This window comes from Xenorhabdus sp. SGI246 (genome assembly GCF_040838225.1).
In the GTDB taxonomy this organism is placed as follows: domain Bacteria; phylum Pseudomonadota; class Gammaproteobacteria; order Enterobacterales; family Enterobacteriaceae; genus Xenorhabdus; species Xenorhabdus indica.
Genome location: NZ_JBFPEZ010000005.1, coordinates 32,497 through 54,890, shown reverse-complemented (window position 1 = coordinate 54,890; position 22,394 = coordinate 32,497). Strand labels below are relative to the sequence as shown.

The following is a 22,394-nucleotide window of genomic DNA, read 5'->3' as shown; positions in this document are numbered from 1 at the left end:
CCCGCTATTCCTTTACCTGTTGCTGCTTCTGCTGCATTTTTTTCTGCATTTCAGCCAGACGTTGACGACCATCAGCGATATTGCTCTGACTCATCTCGTTATTTTTCTGTCCTATGTTCATGGTTGATGACGATACGCTGTGATCATCTTGTCCACGCCTGCCGTTGATAAACTGAGCAAGCTGGTGAATAGTGGAGTAATTCAGCAAATCGATAATGGACAGGCGGTTATAACCCAACGCATGCAGTTTCAGATGAACACGAGCCAGTAGCAGTGAATCGCCTCCCAGATCGAAAAAGTTTTCATCACAATCAGGGAATTCCATATCCAGTACTTCAGCCCAGACTTGCTGAATAGCCTGTACAGTCGGATCGGATGATAATTCCCATTGTGGGCTTTCTTCTTCCATAGCCTCCGTTACAACAGCTTCTGCTTCTGTAGTCGTGGCATCTGTAGTCGCAATATCTGTAGTCGCAATGGTTGTCGTCGCAATAGTTGTCGTTGTCGCAGTAAACGGAGCTGCCCCATGACTCAAGACATCATGGTGCGGCAACTGCGCAATATCGATCTTGCCGTTAGCATTCAGTGGCAGAGAAGACAGTGCCCTGAAATAGGCCGGGATCATGTAGCGGGGTAATCTTTCCGCCAGATAACTGCGCAATTTCAACGTATTCAGTGTTTGTCCGGCACTCAGAACAACATAAGCAGCGATCCGTTTGCCCCGGTTTTCCTCAATCACACGAACCACCGCACGTTCAACATCAGGATGTTTACACAATACGGCTTCAATTTCCCCGGTCTCTACCCGATAGCCTCTGATTTTGTTCTGGTTATCAATGCGTCCCAGATATTCAATATCGCCATTAGGAAGATAACGCCCACGATCTCCGGTTTTATATAACCGCGCGGAAAGGGATTTATCGAATGGATTTTCAATAAACAGGTCTTGATAAAGGCTTTCCTGATTCAGATATGTCATTGCCAGACCATCACCACCAATGTACAACTCACCCGCGGTGCCGATAGGGACTGGTTGATGGAAGGTATCAAGAATATAGACCAGATTGCCTTCATTCGGTTTGCCGATTGGTACACTGTTACCTTCTGTACCACGGTAACAATGGCTGGTGGTAAAAGTCGTATTTTCTGTCGGACCATAGCCATTGATCAGAAGCAGTTCAGGGTAGCGCTCCTTAATACGGGCTGCATGCCATGATGACATAGCCTCCCCGCCGGAAATAAGCTGTTTTACTGTTTGCAGTGTTTGTGGCCGCTCATCAACAATCAGATTAAACAATGAAGATGTCAGGAACAGACTTTCCACTCCCGACTCCTTAATGATTTTTTCCAACAGGAGTACAGAAATGGCACCCTGCGGGTAGATCACTATAGAGCCGCCATTCAGCAACGGCCCCCAGATTTCCCATGTTGAGGCATCAAAACTGACAGATGCCAATTGCAGGCAACGACCAAAGGTTTGGAAGTCAATATAACTGACATCTTTGACCAGACGAATAATGCCTTTCTGCCCGATCAATACCCCTTTAGGTGTACCAGTGGAACCTGAGGTATACATGACATAGGCCGGTATATTGGCTTGGTTTTCCGCGTGATGGCTAAGATTGCCCGGCAGATCCGCGACCGGCATCTGTGCCAGTGCGGACTGCTCTTCATCCAGCCACAAAATGGGAGGAAGATGAGATGCAATCGAAGGCAACAACCTGTCGGTTACCCGCCTGTCAATAATCAGCAGATCACATTGTGTATCTTCGATCTGCTCAATCAGCCGGATATCCGGATCTTCGGTATTAAGTGGCAGGTAAACCGAGCCGAGTTTTACCAGCGCCAGCACCGAGATAACTAACTCAATACTGCGTCCCAATAACAGAGCAACATACTGCCCCTGTTTTACCCCTTTTTGTGCCAGTAAATGAGCCAATTGGTTAGATTGCTGATGTAGTTCCAGATAACTGAGTTGCCGCTCTCCGTATTCAACTGCGCACGCTGAAGGAGTACGGGCTGCCTGTTCAGCAAACAATGCTGCCAGTGTTTCTTGCCCTTGATAGCCCGGTGCTCCCTGATTGAAACTTTCAATCTTCCGTTGTTGAATTATCGGCAGGAAATGGCTGGCACAGTGCAATGCCTGCGGATCGGCCACCATAGCAGCAAATACAGCGGCATAGCATTCAGCCATGTTCGCTGCTAATCCACGGCTGATTTTATTTTCGTCATAATCAAGCTGGACAGAGATTTGATCACTCGCCAAAGCAGACGAGAGAGTCAGATGTTGAAAATGGACATCTAATGTAAAGTGAGTGCCCTCATAAACATCCTGAGTATGCAGCCTGTCCACAACTTCCAGTCCTACTTCCGGCACCATCTGGTCGTAAATGTGGAAATCAATGTAGTTAAACAGGACTTCATCCAACAACGGTTGCTGACCAAATTGACGCTGAATTTCCGCTAACGGATAACGACGATAAGGGATCGCTTCAATTTCGTTGGCAAAGACTTGTCGGATCAGTTCATGCCAGGAAACGGGGGTCAAAATCTGGCGGAATGGCAGGATATTAAGGAACAATCCATACAGATGATCACCGCCCTGAGCTTCCGGGCGACCATTGGCAGTGATCCCTGTCAGGATGTCATGCTCTCCGCTGAAAATACTCATCACTTTGATATGTCCGGTCAACAGGATACTTTTCAGTGGCACGCTCAGTTGCTGCATCAGGTGGCGCAATCCCTGATAGACAGTACTGTCCAGTATCAGCGAAAAGGATTTCAATTTCGGACTGGTTGCAGATGCGGCGACATCATTAATCCCGTCCGTATGCTGTTTACGAGGCAATTCAAGGATAGTGCAATCATCCAGTTTCTGAGCCCAGTAATCTTTTTGTTTCTCATCAGCAATAGCGGCTTGCTCCAGAGCAATAAAATCACGGTATTCCAGCGATTTTTTATCCGGTGCCTGCCAGTTGGCTTGTCCTGTTAACGTGGCGTAGCGGTTGAACACTTCCACGATCATGGTGTTATAACTCCAGCCATCAAAGACCGGGTGACACTCAGTCATCGTAAACTGGAATGAGTTATCCGTGCGCAGTTGAATGAAGAAACGCAACAGTGTCGGATTCAGCAGATCAAATGGATTGACCCGTTCCGCCTCCAGTAACGCTTTTGCCCGCTCATCCTGCTCTTTTTCTGACAAATGACGCAAATCTTCAACAACAATGGGCAACTCAGCAAACTGATAAACTAACTGAAGAGGTTCGCTGTAATTTTCCATATCAAACGCAGTGCGCAGTACATCATGAGCAGCCACGGTCTGGGCTGTCGCTTCCCTGAATGCCTGTTCATCAAATCGTCCATTCACGCGCAGATGGGAAGTTCCGGTACAGTGATACACATTGGCATCAGGAGACATGTTCATGTGATAGAACATCCCCGCCTGCATCCGGCTGAGCGGATAGGCATCAATGATTTTTTCCCGCTTTTCCTCTAAGCACTGGCGATCTTTCTCTGAAATCTGACTGAACGGGGCAATGCTTTGTGCCGGCTGTTGATACGCTTTATTCGGTTCATTCGCCCCGTGTTCATCAATCAGGGCAGCCAGCTCTGCTATAGTCTGGTGCTGGAACAGATCCACCAGCGTCAAGGGCCAGCCACGATCCTGTGCTTTACCAGTCAATTGCACCCCACGCAGAGAGTCCCCCCCTAAGGCAAAGAAGTTATCGTGAATACCAATCTGGGATACTGGCAATGTCTCCTGCCATAACATCAGCAGTGCTGCCTCGGTTTCATTGCGTGCTTCCTGATATTCACTGGCTAGCTGTGGCCGTACTTGCTGTGGTGCAGGGAGTGCCTTGCGATCAATCTTGCCATTACTGGTCAATGGCAGGGCATCAAGGAAAATAATGGCCGATGGCAACATATAATCCGGCAGAGTGCGTTTTAATTCAGCTCTTATTGTTTCAACTGATAATGTTTCAACTGATAACGTTTCAGCGGACGATATAGGACTTGAATGAGAAGCCGGTACGATATAAGCCACCAAATGAGAAGCCTGATTACCTTCATATTGGTGAGCCATCACAACAGCCTGTGCAATGGCGCCAATACGTTTCAGAGCGGTTTCAATTTCGCCCAGTTCAATACGGAATCCGCGGATCTTTACCTGGTGATCGGCACGTCCGAGGTATTCCAGAGAACCATCACGCCGTAAACGGGCCAAATCCCCACTCCGGTATAACCGCTGTCCGGCCTCCGCCTGTGGGAAAATCTGCCGTTTATCGATAAAACGTTGTGCGGTGAGTTCAGGACGGTTCAGATAGCCCCGTGCCACCCCTGCTCCACCAACGTACATTTCTCCCACTGCGCCCAACAGCGACAATTTGCCCTGTTTATCCAGCAGGAAAATTTCCAGATCATCCAGCGCTTCACCAATCGGGCTTTTGCCGCCTTGCAAGGCATCAGCCTGCCTAATTCTGCGGTAAGTCACATGCACTGTGGTTTCGGTGATGCCGTACATGTTGATGATTTCAGGTTTTTCATCCCCGTGTTTTTTGAACCAGCCCAGTAAATTAGCCGGCTCCAGCGCTTCACCGCCCAAAATCACATAGCGCAGTGACAACGAAAGGTCCATGTCGTTCTTTTGCGCTTCACTCAACTGATCATCTGCCGTAATAAAGAGCAGGAAAGCAGACGGTGTCTGATTCAACACCGTGACTTTTTCTTGTTGTACCCATTGATAGAAATGCTCCGGTGTCCGGCTGACCCAATAAGGCACAATGCTCAAACGACCACCGTACAATAGCGCCCCCCATATTTCCCATACGGAGAAGTCAAAAGCACAGGAGTGGAAGAGTGTCCAGACATCATTTTCTGTAAATGTAAAATGGCGTTCACTGGCGCTGAACAACCGCATGACATTGGCATGGGGTATTTCCACCCCTTTCGGTACACCGGTAGAGCCTGAGGTATAAATGACATAAGCGAGTGCATCCGGCTGACAAGGTATATCAGGATTAGCCAAAGACATGGTCTGGATAAAGGTTTTTTCCGTATCGATGCAGATATAATCCACTTTTTCGTGGTCAAACAGGGTTCGATATTGAGGGATACCAATCACCAACTGAACATTGGCATCTTCAACGTAGAAACGCACCCGTTCCGGCGCGTGGCTGCCGTCAATCGGTAAATAGGCCAATCCGGCTTTCAGTACAGCCAGAATAGCCACCAGCATCTCCTCATCACGCTCCAGGCAAAGACCAACCCGCGGTGTAAACTCTGTGGTTGTTTCTATTTGCCGCCGGATTTGCAGAATATAATGTGCCAGTTGGTTGGCCCGCTGATTAAGCTGGTTATAAGTCAGCATCCGTCCATGATCAGCACTCAGGGCAATTGCTTGCGGACGACGCAAAACCTGTTGTTCAAACGCCTGATGCAGCGTCTGTGTCACCGGATGATGACTCAGTTGGCGTGGCCATTCATGCACAAGCCAATGTTTTTCAGCCTCATTGATACACTGGTAATCCATCAGCGCGGTTTGGGCATTCTGGGCGATTTCCTGCAACAGGAAGTGGAAATTCGCCTCAAACTGTCTGATAGTCGCTTCATCAAACAGATCACTGCTGTATTCCAATGCCCCCCGCAATTGTTCTGCGCCATCGGCCAATGACACTTTTTCCATGGATAAGGTCAAATCGAATTTGGCGTGATCCCCCAATAATGTGAATGGCGTGGCTTTCATTCCATCAAACTGCCATCCGGCAGAGTCAGAACCATCGAAAGCAAACATCACCTGAAATAACGGGGAGTAGCTCAGGTCACGTTTGGGATTGATCGCTTCTACCAGTTGTTCAAAACTCACCTGTTGATGCGACAGGCCGTCAAGAACCGTATCAAAAACCTGCTGCTGCAATTCGGCAAACGTGGCGTGGGGTTCCAGTTCAATCCGGTAAGCCAACGTATTCACAAAGAAACCGACAACGCCTTCCAGTTCCAGTTGCCCACGTCCTGAGACCGGAGAACCCACAACCAGATCCGTCTGGCCGCTATAACGATAAAGTAACAGGTAAAACGCACTTAACAAGGTGGAGAATAACGTCTTATTCTGTTGCTGCGCCTGTTGTGTCAAGGCCTTAGTCAATTCAGGGGATAAAGTGAAGCAATGCGTTTTACCACGCAGACTCAAACGATTAGGGCGTGGGTAATCAAAAGGCAGAGCGATGGGTTCAACACCGGACAGTTTTTCTTTCCACCATGCCAGCGATGTCTCAAATTCAGTATTTTCATGCTGTTGGTGCTGCCATTCCGAGTAATCAATGTATTGAATGGGTAACGGCGGCAATTCAGGGACATTACCCTGCCGACGAGCGTTATAACAAGCGGTCAGTTCACGACTGATAATACCGGCAGACCAGCCATCAGAAATAATATGGTGTAATACCATCACCAGATAATGGCGATCTTCTCCGTCTTCATCCCCACAACGATACAAGGTAAAACGCAACAGAGGAGCTTGTTGTAAATTAAATGGCCGTTGGCTGTCCCGCTGTAAACGTTGCTTTTGCTGTTCTTCACTCAGCATGGACAAATCAACCGTTACCAGCGCTAAAGAGACCGATTCATGACAACGCTGATAAAGCGTGCCATCTTGATAAACAAAATCTGTACGGAAAGACTCGTGCCTGTCTACCATGTCGCTAATAGCCTGCTGAAGTGCCGGTATATCCAATTTTCCCTCAAGCACCAGCGCAGTCGTGATGTGATAAATAGCCGATTGTTGTTCGAGTTGTTCATGCAACCACAAACGTTTTTGCGCTAGGGATGCCTTAAATTGAAATGTATTTTCCTGCATAAAACCTCCGGCAAATACCCTTCACTTTACAGGTGTCGGGCATATTTCATTGTTATCGTTTCTTTATTTCCGTTCCCGTACGACACGTTTTATGGTGTTTTGAGGGCCTGTGCTATGAGAGATCGTGTTGTGACGAACACGATCTCCCCCGGTCATATGAGACTCCAGTAAATGAGCAAGCTGTTTAATTGTCTGGCACTGCAAAAGTTCAGCCAGAGAGATCCTGACTGCCAGTTGCTGTTCAATACGGGCAGCAATGCGTAAGGCGTGCAATGAGTGCCCTCCCAAAGCAAAGAAATTCTGGTCACATCCTATCTGTTGTTGCAGTACCTCACTCCAGATATCCCTGAGACGGCTTTCCAGCGGTGTTTGCGGGATATGTAAAACGCTGCCCTCCTGTTTTTTCTGCTGTAATTCTTTCTGCTGCCACTCAGATAAATATTCCGGCAAATGCGCCAACAAAGCTTGATAATTAATCTTGCCATTCGTGGTTTGAGGCATCTCATCCAACAGTACAATGGTGTTCGGCAGCATATGTGCGGGTAATTGTCTGCTGAGAAAATCAAGCAGTTGTCCTGACATTTGCCCTAAAAGTGATTCTGGAGACACAGCATTGGCTTTCGCTGCTGATTTAAGGGATACACAAGCTATTAGCCGTATCTCGCCCTGCTTATCGGCATTAGCAAGCCCGGAATAAGCAAGTACAGCACTTTGCTGCACATGGGGATGCTGCATAAGCTGAGCCTCAATCTCTCCCGGTTCAATACGATAGCCGCGTAGTTTGATTTGTCGGTCACAACGACCAAGATAGAGCAATTCACCATCCGGCAAGGCGCAGACTCGATCTCCTGTGCGATAAATCCGTACTTTTTCTTGTGGTATCTCCTCTTGTGACATGCCCTCTTGTGGAATGGATATCGTGATGAATTTTTCTGCGGTTAATTCAGGGCGATTCCAATAACCTCTTGCCACACCCAAACCACCGATATACAACTCTCCTGCCATGCCAAATGGGGTTGGAGACAAATCGTCATTAAGTACAAACAGGCGAGTATTAGCGATTGGCAGACCAATCGGCATCGTGCCCTGTAAGTCCTGATGTTTATCTGCACGATGAACACAACACCCGACAACCGTCTCTGTGGGGCCATATTCGTTGAACACGCCAATATCGGCTACATCAGTCAGCCATTCCTGTACGGTTTCACAACTCAGCGCATCTCCCCCGATGACTAATGAATGAACACGGGATTTCGCGGCAACATCCAGATATTCCCCCAAAATACCAAGATGGGCAGGCGTGATTTTCAACAGATGACCATTCTGCTTTTGTAATGAATATGGTGGTAACGAATACGGTGGTAATGGTTGCCGTAATATCTCCGCCATTGAAGCAATATCCGCATCATCCCGTATCACGGTAATGGTGCCGCCATGCAACAGCGGCAGATAGAGACTAGTTAATGTGGCATCAAAACTGACGGATGAATGGAACAAGCTTTGGGTATTCTCAGTGACCTGATAACGCCAACAGGTATCAGTCAGGTAGTTAATCAGACTGCGATGTTCAATCATGACGCCTTTCGGCATTCCTGTAGAGCCGGAGGTGTAAATCAGATAGACCAGTGCATTTTCATCATCAGCCACGGGGGGTAACGATTGTTGCGATAAATAATATGTCGGAACAGACTCTGGTTCCTGATCCAGTGCCAGTACAGCAATTTCAGGCATAAGAGATGCAACCAACGCCTGATGGGTCAACACCAGACAACTTTGGCTGTCAGACAATAAATAGGTGACCCGCTCTGTGGGGTAAGAGATGTCAATTGGCACATAACAAGCCCCCATTCTGCTGACTGCCAGCATGGCAGCAATATAATCCAGACTGCGTGGCAAATAGAGTGCAACTCTGTCACCCGCATGAATCTGACTGTGATACAGGCGGAGGCTTATCTGTTCAACCTGCTGCTCCAATTCCGCATAACTGACCTGTCGCTGTCCATCTATCACAGCGATTTGTTGGGAAGAACGTTGTACCTGACGCGCAAACAGGCTATACACATTGCCCGCAAAAACCGGCAATACTGGCCCCTGCCATTGGGTCAGCAATTGCCGTTTTTCCTGCTCATCCAGCAATGCAACGTCTGTCAATACACCAGTCATGTTATTCATTAACTGGGTCAGAATGCGGATAAAGTGCTCTGCCAGACGGGCCACAGTAGTTGCATCATACAGGCCCGTGTCATAGACCAATTCGCCATGTAAGCTGTCAGAGAAAGCCGTGACCAATACCAATGGGTAATTTGTGCTTTCCGTGGCCTGGGTAAATTTAAACAGGTTTTCCCGTGCACCGGATTGCGGATAATTTTCAAACACCAGCAAGGTATCAAATGCCGGCAAACCACAAGTGGATTTCAGATCCGCCAGCGAGATATCACTGAATTTTTCATGCTCCCGCTGTTGCTGTTGAATGGCGCTCAGCCAATCGGCAACGGATTGATTCATATGGCTGGTGATATAAATAGGCAATGTACTGATTAACAGTCCCACCATTTTATCGATGCCGGCTAATTCTGCCTGTCGGCCGGATACTGTCATGCCAAACAGGCATTCGTCCTGCTGGCTGTAACGTTGTAACAGTAATGCCCATGCCCCCTGAAGCAGGGTACTGATGGTTAAACGGTGACGACGTCCTGTTTCTGCCAACTGACCAGAAAGTTCTGTAGTCAGATGAAATGAATATCGCTGTTTCAACTGACTGGCTGTCTTGATCGGATGAGCCGCAGGCAGCGGTGTCGCTGCCCTGATATCAGCTAATTGCGCCTGCCAATAATTCTGACATGCTTTACGGTTTTGCTGTTGCCAGCGAATAAAGGATTTAAATGCCGGTGCAGGTGGCAAGATATCAGCCGGACGATAATAGAAGGATTCAACCGTTGTTAATAACAGTCTGACTGACCATCCATCAAGAATGGCATGATGATGGCTGAACAAAAGTTGTATTTGTTCATCCGGGAGTTGCAGCACGGTAATACGGAATAACGCGCCATGTTCCGGTATAAACTCTTCCGCCAGATCTGCCGCCAGCAAGTTTTGGCGATACTGTTCTGCATCAGACGGGTTATGCAGCCGCAGATCATGTTGCCGCCAATCCAGTTCCTGCTGAGGCATCACGATTTGCAATGGCTCACCGGCAAGACTCATTTCAAAATGGCTGCGCAGGACAGGATAGTAAGCCACCGCCTGCTGCCATGCCTGCTGTAGACGGGTAATATCCACGCCATCAAACGGGTTATTATGGAATAAAGTAAAACACAACTGTTCGTGATACAGCCCGCTGCCTTGTCCAGCCATAGAGTGGAACAGCATACCTTCTTGGGTATAAGTCAGCGGGTAGATATCTTCCATCACACCATACCGTTGCTGCAATTGGCGCAATGTTTCGTCATTCAAACGGGCAAGCGGGAAATCAGACGGCGTGTAAGTGGTCTGAGTCTGTGCCATGCAATGTTCAGTCAGCCGGAGAATCTGCTCTTTCATCGCCATTGCCAATTTATCAATGGTTTCATGCTGATAACACTGGTGGTTATACGTCCACTCTATCTGCAATTGTCCCTCATCAATGTAGCAATCTACTTCCAGTGCATATGACCTTGAGTTATCCGCCGCATGACGGTGCGCCAGTCCAATATCTGCAACGCCCTGTAATGGCGCCTGATGGAAGGTCCGGGTAAATTGTCCGAGATAGTTGAAGCAGATATCTGCCGCAGGGATAACAGGCAGTTGATTATTGGTGGATGTCTGAGTGTAGCGGGAATAGCGCAGTGCGCCATAACCTGTTCCGCTATAAGGCACCTGACGTATCGCTTCTTTAACCAACTGGAGCAGTTGAGCAGGCGGACAAGATGCAGGTAGTGACAACAACAGAGGATAAATGACCGTAAACCAGCCAACTGTCCGGCTGACATCCACATTTTCATGCAGGCTTTCCCGTCCATGTCCTTCCATGTCCACATGCAGTAATTCAGAACCACTCCAGTGTTGCAGTGTTGCTGCCAGCGCTGCCAGTAACAAATCCCCAACATGGGTACGGTAGGCGTGTCCGGTGTGCTGAACCAGATTTGTGGTGGCCGTAAGATCCAGTGCTAACCGGTGCTTAACCGACTCTTTAACTAAACCGGGGAAAGGTTTTTCTCCCCGATCACAGGGCAACGGAGCTACAGTTTGCTCCAGTTTTTGCTGCCAGAAATGATATTCATCCTGTGACTGTTCAGATTGAGCATAATCCGCAAGGTGAGATGACCACTCAATCAAAGAGGCGCTTTTTACCATCAGACGTGGGTTTTCCCCTGCCAGTAATGTTCGATAATAATAACTTAAATCTTCCGTAAAAATGCGCCATGAGACGCCATCTATCACCAGATGGTGCACTGCCAGCAACAGATAATTCCCTTCTGCGGTAATAAAATGGGTCGCGGTCAATAACGGGCCATGTTCAATATTCAATTGTGCCTGACGTTCAGCAACGGCCTGTACCAGCGCTTCTCTTGCCGGGGTTTCTGTGATCTGACATTGTTCTATCTGCCACGCTGTAACAGGTTCTCCTATCTGCCCATAATCCGGCCTATAACCGTTTGCCAATGAGAAACGAGAGCGCAAACCATCATGTTGATTGACCACCAGAGCCAATGCCCGCGCTAAAAGCGATATGTCTGTTCCTTCCTCCAGTACATACAGATAAGACTGGTTATAGTGGTGTGGATTAGCATGATGGTGTGCAAAGAACCAATGCTGAATTGGCAGTAAAGCGTATTCTCCCTGCACGGGTTGAGTGTTGCCCTCAGCGTTGCCATCAATGTTATTTACCTGTGTTACCACGGCGGCTAATCCCGCAATAGTCGGATAGTCAAACAGCATTTTTGGTGTGATCCGCAGCCCAATCTCCCGTACTCTGAACACTATTTGCAGGCTGAGAATGGAATCTCCTCCCAGAACAAAGAAATCATCATCAATCCCCAGATTGTTCTGATCCAACACTTGTTGCCAGATTTCTGTCAGTTGTTTTTCCAGTGCCGTCATCGGCATCCGGCGCATAGTGTGACGGGGTTGCTCAGTTAAAGGGATTTGTGCCAGCGCCTTACGATCAATTTTGCCGTTAGCTGTGAGTGGTAATGTTTCCTGCAAGACCCATTGGGTAGGACGCATAGGTATCGGCAGTCGTTGACTCAGTTCCTGCCGCACATTTTCCAGCTCTGCCGCAGCAGGAGTGTTCAACACCAGATAGGCCACCAGATGCTGGCGTCCATAAATGTCCCGCATACCCGCTGCCGCCTGAGCAACACCCTGACAAGCCGCAAGCTGAGCTTCTACCTCTTCCAGTTCAATCCGGTAGCCATGCAGTTTAACTTGCTGGTCTTTGCGACCGAGGAACAGTAAATTTCCGTCCGGCAGGTAACGCGCTAAGTCTCCTGTCCGATAGAGTTTTCCCTGTGATGACAGTTTTTCCTGTGATAACGGAAAGAAAGGATCGGTAATAAACCGGCTTTCAGTCAGATCAAGACGATTGAAATAGCCCAGACCCACTCCAGCCCCACCAATATACAGTTCACCAACTGAACCGAACGGCACCAGTTGCTGACACTCATCCAACAGATAAAGCCGGGTATTGGCTATCGGACGACCAATTGGCAATACACCATCCCCTTTGACGTCTCCCGCCAGTATGTCGTAAATACAGCAGCCCACGGTAGCTTCTGTCGGGCCGTATTCATTGATAATTCTGACCTGCGGTGCATGTTGCCGCCAGAAACGCAATGCGCTGGCAGAAAGACTTTCTCCGCCAATCACCAGCAGCGGTATCCGGCCTGCGTGTTCGGGTAATAATTGCTGGCTTAAGAGCTCCAGGTGAGCGGGCGTGATTTTCGCCATTGCCAGATCCGGCAATTGTTGCCATGCCTGCACCAGTGCCGGAATATCATCCTCTTCAGGCAGGATAAACAAGGTTTGCCCCTGTAATAACGGCAAGAACAGGCTGGTAATCGTCGCATCAAAGGAAATAGAGGCATGAAGAGTATTTCCCCGTTTAGTCAGATCACCATAATGTTTACAGGCATGTTGCAGATAGTTCCCCAATCCCCGATGTGGAATGATGACCCCTTTTGGCCTGCCGGTAGAACCAGAGGTATAGAGAATATAAGCAGGCTGTTCCGGTGAAATCGCAATATCAGGATTGGGAATAGCAACCTGATTGTCTGTTACTGGTTTTGAGGCAACTGGTTTTGAGGCAACTGGTTTTAAGGTAAACAGCTCCGGCGTCAGCAGTACAATATGATGCGATGGCAACGCTAATCTGGCGGCCTGTTCATGAGTCGTAATCACCTGTGCCACTTGTGCATCTTCCAGCATAAAACGGGCACGTTCTGCCGGATAGGTACTATCAATTGGTACATATGCAGCACCGGTTTTCAATACCGCCAGAATCGCTACGACGAGCATGGCTGAACGTGGCAGGCAGATCCCAACCTGTGAACCCTCACCAATCCCCTGTGCCAGTAAATCATTCGCCAGCCGATTAGCGTGTTGGTTAAGCTGGTCATAACTCAATGCTAACCCTGTTTCATACTGCTCACACAGGGCAACCGCCTGGGGTGTTCTGCACACCTGCTGTTCGAACCATTGATGCACCACTGGGTGCAACAAGGGTTGTACTGTGGCATTAAGATCGCTTAACTGCTGCTGTCGCTCCTGTGGTGACAACATTGCCAATTGATAGACAGGCTGGTCTGGCGCACGACACAGGCTATCCAACAAACGGGTATAATGTGTCACTAATTGCGCCACAATTTCGGGTGCAAAACACGCCTCACGATATTCAACCGACAATAGCAGACTATCCGCTGTTTCCTGTACAAACAGGGTTAAATCGAATTTAGCTTCTGGATTATCGATTGGCTGACTGTCTATAACGTAATTACAAGCATCTGTACGAAGCTGTTCATTGATCTGTTGCTGGTGCGCATTAAACACAAACATGATCCGGAACAAAGGAGAAAGTGAACGTTTCTCTGCTGGCAGAACAGCATCCACCACTTGTTCAAACGGAACGTCTTTGTTAGCCATTGCCCAATTCAGTGTCTGGGCACTATCAAGCAGAAATTCAGTAAATGGACGGCTGATATCGACATTCTGACGTACCGCTAAGGTATTCAGCAAAAGCCCAATAACCGATTGCAGTTCCGGCCTGTCACGCAGAGAAACAGGTATGCCAATAACGATATCTCCTGTTGCCTCACCTTCACTGCTGTAACGCTGTAACAAGATCTGGAAAGCTGCCAATAACAGGGTAAACAGTGTCGTATCCTGCTGTTGCGCCAACTGGCGCAGTGCTCTGGTCTGCTCAATGGACAGCGGCAGGCGATGATAAGCTGCTTTCGATTCTTCAACAGGTGCATGATATTGCTGAGGTAATGTCACCACTGGCGGTAATTGCTGATATACCTGACGCCAATACGCTAATTGGCTGTGCCAGACTTGTTGCGCTTCAGGGCTGCGCTCCCAAGCTGCGAATTGCAGGTAATCAAGCACAGGTGCCTGCTGGATGCCCTCTTCTGACAGATTATTTTCTTCTGGAAGACCATTCGCTTCCGACTGGTATAGCGACAGCAATTCATTATCAAGCTGTACCAGTGCCTGTTCATCCACCAGAATATGATGCAGACAGATAATCAGGGCACTTCCCTGCTGTGCATCCGTCACCAGTAACAGGCGGTACAAGGGTTGTCCAATGAGCTGGAACGGTGTCTGCATCATACCGGCGGCTCGCTGCTGTAACTGCTGCTGCCACTCTCGTTTATTCTGTACTTCAATAATTTCATGTGGGCAGTCCGGTGACTGCTCACTGTAATATTGCCGGGGCGTGGTTCCCTCCATCCGCAGACGCAGATTGAGTGATGGATAGCGACGGAACAACAGGTTTACGCTTTTCTGTATCCGTCCAACCTCCACATTATTTTCAGCCACATTACCGTCATTCTCCTTGCCAGCAAACGTTTTTATACTGGCAAAAGTTTTGATACTGGTGATGTGGTAACGACAGCTATCAGGATACAGTTGGTCAAGGAACCACATCCGTTGTTGAGCAAAGCTCAATGGTGCATCGTGGATCACAGACAGATTTAATGGGCCCGTACTGGCCGTTGAATCCACTCTCTCTGCCAACCGCATTGGCGTTCGGCAGATAAAAACATCGCTGACTTTGAAATGCAGCCGGAATTGGCTGGCAAGTATTGCGACCATTTTAGCCGCTAATAGAGAGTGTCCACCCGCGGCAAAAAATGAGGTATTACGGCCAATCGCCTGATGCCCCAATAAGGTCTGCCAGACCTGGATAATCGCTTGTTCTGTTTCATTTCGGGCTGGTTCAACAATGGCTTCGCCCGTCTGCCGCATCGGTGTGGGGAAGCGTTTTCTATCCACTTTATTATTCGGCAATCGAGGAAATTCGTGCAGGAAGACATAGCAGGAAGGGCGCATAAATTCCGGCAGAGATCCCCCCAGATGTGACTCAATCTGTGATTGATCAAGTGCGATATCAGGTTGGGTAAGTATATAGGCAACGATAGCGCTGGCATTCAGGTAATCTTCCCGCACCATCGCCACCGCATCAGAAATAGCTGGATGCTGACGCAAAGCGCTTTCGATTTCTCCCAGTTCCACACGATAACCACGGATTTTTATTTGTTGGTCAATACGTCCCAGATAGTCAATGTTGCCGTCTGCCCGATAACGAGCCAGATCGCCGGTACGATAAAGGCGGGCATCAGGCAGGGAGCTGAACGGATCGGGGATAAAACTGCGTTCAGTCAGTTCTGGTCGGTGCAGGTAGCCTGTAGCGACCCCAACACCGCCAATGCAAAGTTCACCCGCGACACCAATCGGTAATGGTGCGCCATACTCATCTAAGATCCAGACCTGTGAGTTGGGGATCGGGCGGCCAATGTGAACACGGTCATCGTCCATCGTCAACTCAGCATTGGTTGTACCTACCGTTGCTTCTGTCGGGCCATAGGAGTTAATAAAGCGGCGGTTTTTGGCCCACTTATGCAGCAGATCCACACCACAGGCTTCCCCGGCTACTAACAGTACCTGCAAATCAGGTAACTCAGCTTCAGGCAGTGCAGCCAGCGCCGAAGCAGGCAATGTGACATGAGTAACACGTCGCGTAATAAGCTGTTCCAGCAAATCCGGGCCAGGCATGATGGCAAGACGGGGAGCCATTAATAATGTGCTGCCAGTACAGAACGCCATCAGAATTTCCCAGATCGAAGTATCAAAACTGAAAGAGGCGAACTGGAGGATTCGGCTGTTCGGTGGTACAGCCAGAAATTCAACTTCTGTTTCTGCCAGATTGCACACACTGCGGTGTCGGATGGGCACACCTTTCGGTTTACCACTGGAGCCTGAGGTATAGATGATATAGGCCGTATTTTCTGCCCGGACATCTACCCGTGGATTTTCCACACTGAATGCTGACAGTTGAGGCATCAAGGTTTCAAGGGAGAATAAAGGAAGGTTGCAATCCTGATAACGTGCCATAAATTGATCTTGTGTCACCAGCAGATGCAAGCCAGCATTTTCAATGACATAACGACTGCGATCCAGCGGATAATCAGGATCAATCGGTACATAAACTCCACCGGCTTTCAGGATAGCCAGAAAACAGATCACCAGTTCCAATGATCGTTCGACACTTAATCCGACGCAAACTTCTGGCCCTACCCCTTGTTGGATCAGAAAATAAGCCAGTTGGTTGGCACACTGATCCAATTCAGCATAAGTCAGCGATTGCTGACCGAATTCAACCGCAATGGCGTCTGGTACACGCTGCACCTGACGCTCGATAAGCTGGTGAATGCCGGCATTATCGCTGAATGGTTGTTCAGTCCGGTTCCACTCAGCCAGTTGTTGTTGCTGTGCAGGACTGAGCAAAGAAACCCGCCCGATGGCCTGTTGCGGTTGCTCGATCAATTGCGGCAGAAAATGGCAGAAGTTTTCCGCCATGCGGGAAATCGTCTCTGGCAGAAAACGATCACTGGCATACTCAAATATTCCCTGTAATTCCCCTTCTTCACACCACATCTCCAGTGTCAGCTCATATTTGGCGATTTGCATATCCCACTGGCGTAATGGAGAAAGCTGCATAGCCCCCATGCGTTTACCGGTGAGCGGTATATTCTGGTAGGTAAACAGAGTCTGGAACAGTGGAGAAAGCCCCGGTTGATGATTATCTTCCCCATTGTTTTGTAATAAATTGCTTTTTAGCAGAGGTAGTAATTGACTAAACGGCATATCCTGATGCGCAACGGCATCAATAAAGGTGGATTTAACTTGAGCCAGCAGTTGTTCAAATGATTGGCGGGTATCAACCTGATTACGCATCACCAATACGTTGAATAACAGACCAACCGGCTGTTGCTCCTCACTGTAGTGACGGTTGGAAACGGGTGTTCCCAACAGAATGTCGCTCTGACGTGAATAGCGCGCCAGAAATGCAATAAATCCGGCCTGTAAGATCAGGTAAGGTGTGACACCATACTGATAGGCTAATGTATCAATCTGCTCACGGAATGCAGTGGGCAGGCTAAATGGCAAACGCCCTCCCTGATAACTGCGTATGGCAGGTGTCGGAAAGTCATAAGGTAATTGGATCAGTGGGAGTGTTCCTGCCAACTGACGCTGCCAGTATTGACGGGCCGCTATGCCCGCAGCCCCATTGATCCGTTGATACTGGAGACGTGCATGTTCCCGTTGACCATAACGAGCGGGCCGGATCTCAAGTGTTTTCCCTGCTTGCAGCAGGCTGTAATTTTCCAATAATTCATCCCACAGCCGTTTCACTGATTCGTCATCCACAATTAAGTGGTGGAAGGCCAGTACAATCAGATGACTATGTGGCCGGAGTGTCAGCCCTGTCATACGTAGCAAGGGTGGCTCGGTTAATTCAAATGGTAAGGTCGCAAATTGGCTGATAATGTTTTCTGCCTGCGCTTGAGCCTGTGGGCCATACTGGCTCAGATCCTGCCAGATTACCTTTGCAGTAACCGGACTGGCAGAAAGATGCTCTGCTACCTGCGCAATGATATCCCCTTTTTGCATCAGAAAACGGGTTCTCAATACGTCATAACGGGCGATCAAAGCGTCAAGGGATTGTTGTAACCGCTGATGATACAGTGCTCCCTGCCACTGGACAACATAGGCCATGTTGTAAATCGGACTGGAAGAAGCGGTTTGTTGGATCAGGTAAATACCCTGCTGTTCATAGCTGGCAGTATGCGGGGTTACTGTTATCTCCTCCGCTATTCCCTCTGACAGCTCATCAACACGCAATATCGCTGCACACTGGGCAAGCGTGGGGTGCTGGAACAGTTCACCAAAACGCAAACTCAGCCCCATTTTTTCCCGCACTTGTGCAATCATGCGAATTGCTTGTAGGGAATCCCCTCCCAGTGCAAAAAAACTATCGTCACGTCCGACTTGTTTGATATGCAACAGCGATTGCCAGATAGCGGCCAGTTTTGTTTCCCGTTCCCCCTGTGGGATAACAATATCCTGTCGGTTTTGGTATGTCTGGCGGATAGCCGGTGCTTGCAGTGCTTTACGGTCAATTTTGCCATTGGATAACAGCGGAAACAGTGACAAGAACTGATAATCAGCAGGGCGCATAGTGGCTGCCAGATTGGGAGCCAGATAGGCATCTAACGTTTCTGCCGTTACTGTCATTTCCGGTGCCAGACGGATAAATGCCACCAGTCGCACACTATGTGACGGTTTCTGTGACTGTTCAAACGCCTGTACAATCGCTTGTTGTACCGCTGGATGTTGTTCAAGCAGGCTCTCTATCTCTGCCGTTTCAAGGCGCTGACCATTGATTTTGATCTGAAAGTCATTACGGCCAAGCAGGATCAAATTCCCCTGCTCATCAATACGTCCCAAATCACCTGTCCGGTAAACCGGCTGACCAGCCAATTTCCCTTTTTCCGGTGTGATAAAACGTAAGTTATTTTCAGACTCGGCTGACAAGTAACCCGCACTCATAAAGGGAGTGCTAATCCACACTTCCCCTTCGGTTCCAACCGGAACTGTTTCGCCTTGCTCATCAACAACGACAATAGTGGTATCGTCTATCGGTTTACCGGCAGGGATCAATGCACGTTGGACATCTTTCTCTGTGACACGATAGTAAACTCTCGCCAGTGTAGTTTCTGTCGTCCCATACAGGTTGATTAATTGGGTTTGTCGCAACTGACGCTGGTAAAACAGCTCTACCAGTGATCCTTTCAGCATTTCACCCGACAGAACGGCATATCTCAAAGATTGCAGGTCGTTACTGGATTGTGGACACTCCAGCAAAACCTGAAACAAAGAGGGAATAAGGTGAGTAATACTGATCCTCTGTTCGCGTATCCAACTCAGCAGTTCCTGCGGCGAATAACGGATATCGTGGGCAGGAGGAATACACAATGTTGCCCCGTTGAGCAAAGGTAACAACATATCACGCAGGAAGGGATCGAACATCTGGTTTATCAATTGGCTGACTTTGTCTGCGGGCGTCAGATTCAGTTCACGGCTTTCCCAACGGATAAAATGCAATAAACTGTCTTCGCGCCCTAATATGGCTTTAGGTTGCCCGGTAGAACCCGATGTAAAGTAAACGTAGGCGGGTTTGTGATGATGGATGCCACTGTTGTTATGTGTGCTGACAGTGTTACCGGCAGATGGTGAGCGCTCCGGCTCTCCCGCGAATAACGAAGGAATTGAATGAATTTCCTGCACTTCATCAGCCAGCACCAGCGAATAATCTTCTGACAGATGCTCCAGCAGGGGCAACCATTGACGGCAAGTGATAATAGTTGCACCACGGAATTGTGCCAGTAGTGTGGCAAGGCGTTGCTCCGGTAACTTAGGGGATAATGGAACAAACACTTTGCCGGCTTTCATGATGGCTAATGCTGCCGTTATCAGAGAAATACTCTCTTCCATCAACGTCATGACGTACTGACTTTCAGCCTGATGATGCAACATATGACTAAGTCCAGTAACACGCCCTGACAAGGTACGATAGGTCAAGCTTTCGTTTCCCTGTGTCACCGCAATATTTTCCGGGAAACGTACAACGATTTGCTCAAATCTGGTTGAAATCACCATTAGCCATCTTCCTTCAATAAAACACGATTACATGACAAAACAGCTTTGATACGTGACAAAACAGCCCCAGGCGCCATGCCAGAAAAGGCATATTCCCCAAATCCATTCTTTCAACACTTATTTCTGCGATTTCCTGCAAACGCTAAATTTGGAGCGTTACTCCCTCAAAATGCTCTCTTTTAAAACAAAAGGATCTGCATCTTTCAGGAAAGGGAAGCGTTCTCTGACATCCCTTACATGAGCAAGAGAGATAGTCATGGTGTTTACTGCCTCGTTATCCCGCTCGTGCAGTAGGATTTCACCCAACGGATCGATCAACATGGAATCACCTGCATAGTCGAGTTGATTACCATCCTGCCCCACACGATTGACCCCGATGACATAGCTCTGGTTTTCAATTGCACGTGCCTGCAACAGAGTGCACCAGTGCAGGGAGCGTCTGGCAGGCCAGCTAGCGATATAAAGCGCTGCATCGTAGTGACCATTGATATTGCGTGACCAAATCGGGAAGCGCAGGTCATAACAAATAAAAGTGGCTATTTTCCAACCGTTGAAATCCACAATCAGCGGGGCATTACCTGCGGTGTATTCATGATCTTCCTGAGCGAAAGAGAAGAGGTGTTTTTTGTCATAGTGGGTGATGGAGCCATCTGCATTAACCCACAACAGACGGTTATAGAACTGCTGGTTTTCAGTGATAATCATGCTGCCAACAATCGCACACCCCTTCGCGGCGGCCTGCTTTTTCATCCACTGAATACTGGGGCCATCCATCGTTTCAGCAATGGCTTGTGGCTTCATACTGAACCCTGTCGTGAACATCTCCGGCAAAATGATCAGATCACTATCAGTCACTTGTGCGATGTGGCGTTCGATATATTCACGGTTTTTTGTTGCATTTTCCCAAACCAAATCGGTTTGAATCATCGTTACTTTAAGATTCTGAGCAATCATTGCAAACTCCGTTTCAATATATGTTTTGTTATTTATTTTTTATCAACATTCATTACAGGTCAGCATCAAACAGGTTTTCCAGATAACCACTCTGGGCTGACATTTTGCGGATTTCTCCCTTTTCTCCCTGCTGTTGAGGAGGAGGAATGAAGTCGGATGCAATTAAGTAGTTGAAATAACGGAAAAGCAGTGTTTTATCTGATGGTGGGCATTGAATGCCGCTGCCACTGAGTAAATCCATTGTCATCGCTGTGGCATACTTGGCTTTTTCGTTCATTTCTATGCCATTATGAGCGAGTGCCAATATGTCAGTAAAAACTGAACGGTAAGGTTTCCCATTGAGATACAAACAGTTTTGTGCCAATGCTTCCATGTAGTCATCGTTGTCAACGGTCTGGATGCGATAACCGAATTCCCGCAGGAAGAAAACAATATCGTTGAAAGTGATCGGGTTGGGAGCCGTCAGGTGGAGGGTTTTTCCATTAAATTTTTCGATATCTAAAATGGCATACAATGATGCTTTCGCGACATAATCCACCGGAGAAATATCAAAATCTTCCTGTGAATTGAACGTGAGCCCCGTCTCTACTAAGGCCCTGAGCATTTCATAATAAATGCCTTTGACTTTAGTTTGCCGCAAGGGGTAACTGCCATCGGTACTATCGCCCCAAATGTTGCCCGGACGCACAATGACCCACTTAAGGCCTTTTTCTCCCGCACGATGGACAGCTTGTTCCGATTCAAATTTGGTACGTTCATAATCCATGTCATCAAATCTCTGTCCTACATCAAGATCCGTTTCATGCAGAATAAAACCGTCACGATATAGATGTTCTCCCACTACGCTAAAGCTGGAGGTATAAAGCATTGGTATATTGCCCTGTAGGCAGAATTCAACGATATTTCGTGTTCCCGACACATTAACAGGTGCAAGCCGGCCATAAGATGCCACTAAACTGGTCCAGGCAGCACAATGAATGACTTTGTCAATTTTGCCGGTTAACGCTGAGTAAAGCTCTGCTGTCAGCCCAAGATCTGTTTTCGTAATATCACCCAATACAGGAATAACACGGTGAAGTTGGTCTCGGCTCCGTTTTTCCTGATCGTAGGTGAACAAAAAATCTTCCAAACGCGCCAGTGCCTGTGAATTATTTTCAGCTCTTATCAGGCAATATACACTGGCATCAGTTGTAGTCAGTATTTCAAGTAAGACCCTGCCCCCCATGACACCTGTTGCGCCAGTAATTAAGATGTGTTTGGTCTCTTTTTTGGTATGGTTTTTGGTATGGTTGAGCATGTTTATCCCCTACATCTAATGATTAAATGTGTTACTTGCTGTTTTTTCATACCTGTCTCAGGTAGCAGCTTTACTGGCTGCCCC

General features: G+C 48.2%; 4 protein-coding genes. All 4 read right to left on the bottom strand.

What is annotated here, in order from left to right:
- Positions 1-4: 4 nt before the first annotated feature.
- Positions 5-6,856, bottom strand: coding sequence for an amino acid adenylation domain-containing protein (locus ABLA85_RS02080; RefSeq protein ID WP_367960924.1), 6,852 nt, complete (start codon positions 6,854-6,856; stop codon positions 5-7).
- A gap of 63 nt (positions 6,857-6,919) precedes the next feature.
- Positions 6,920-20,059, bottom strand: a complete 13,140-nt coding sequence (locus tag ABLA85_RS02075; protein WP_367960922.1) for an amino acid adenylation domain-containing protein — start codon at positions 20,057-20,059, stop codon at positions 6,920-6,922.
- Between the two features lie 156 nt (positions 20,060-20,215).
- Positions 20,216-21,013 carry an amidohydrolase gene (locus ABLA85_RS02070; RefSeq protein WP_367960920.1) on the bottom strand — a complete coding sequence of 266 codons (798 nt, stop codon included), beginning with the start codon at positions 21,011-21,013 and terminating at the stop codon, positions 20,216-20,218.
- A gap of 52 nt (positions 21,014-21,065) precedes the next feature.
- A complete protein-coding gene (locus tag ABLA85_RS02065) occupies positions 21,066-22,310 on the bottom strand; it encodes an SDR family oxidoreductase (protein WP_367960918.1) in 1,245 nt (414 codons plus the stop codon).
- Between the last annotated feature and the right edge of the window lie 84 nt (positions 22,311-22,394).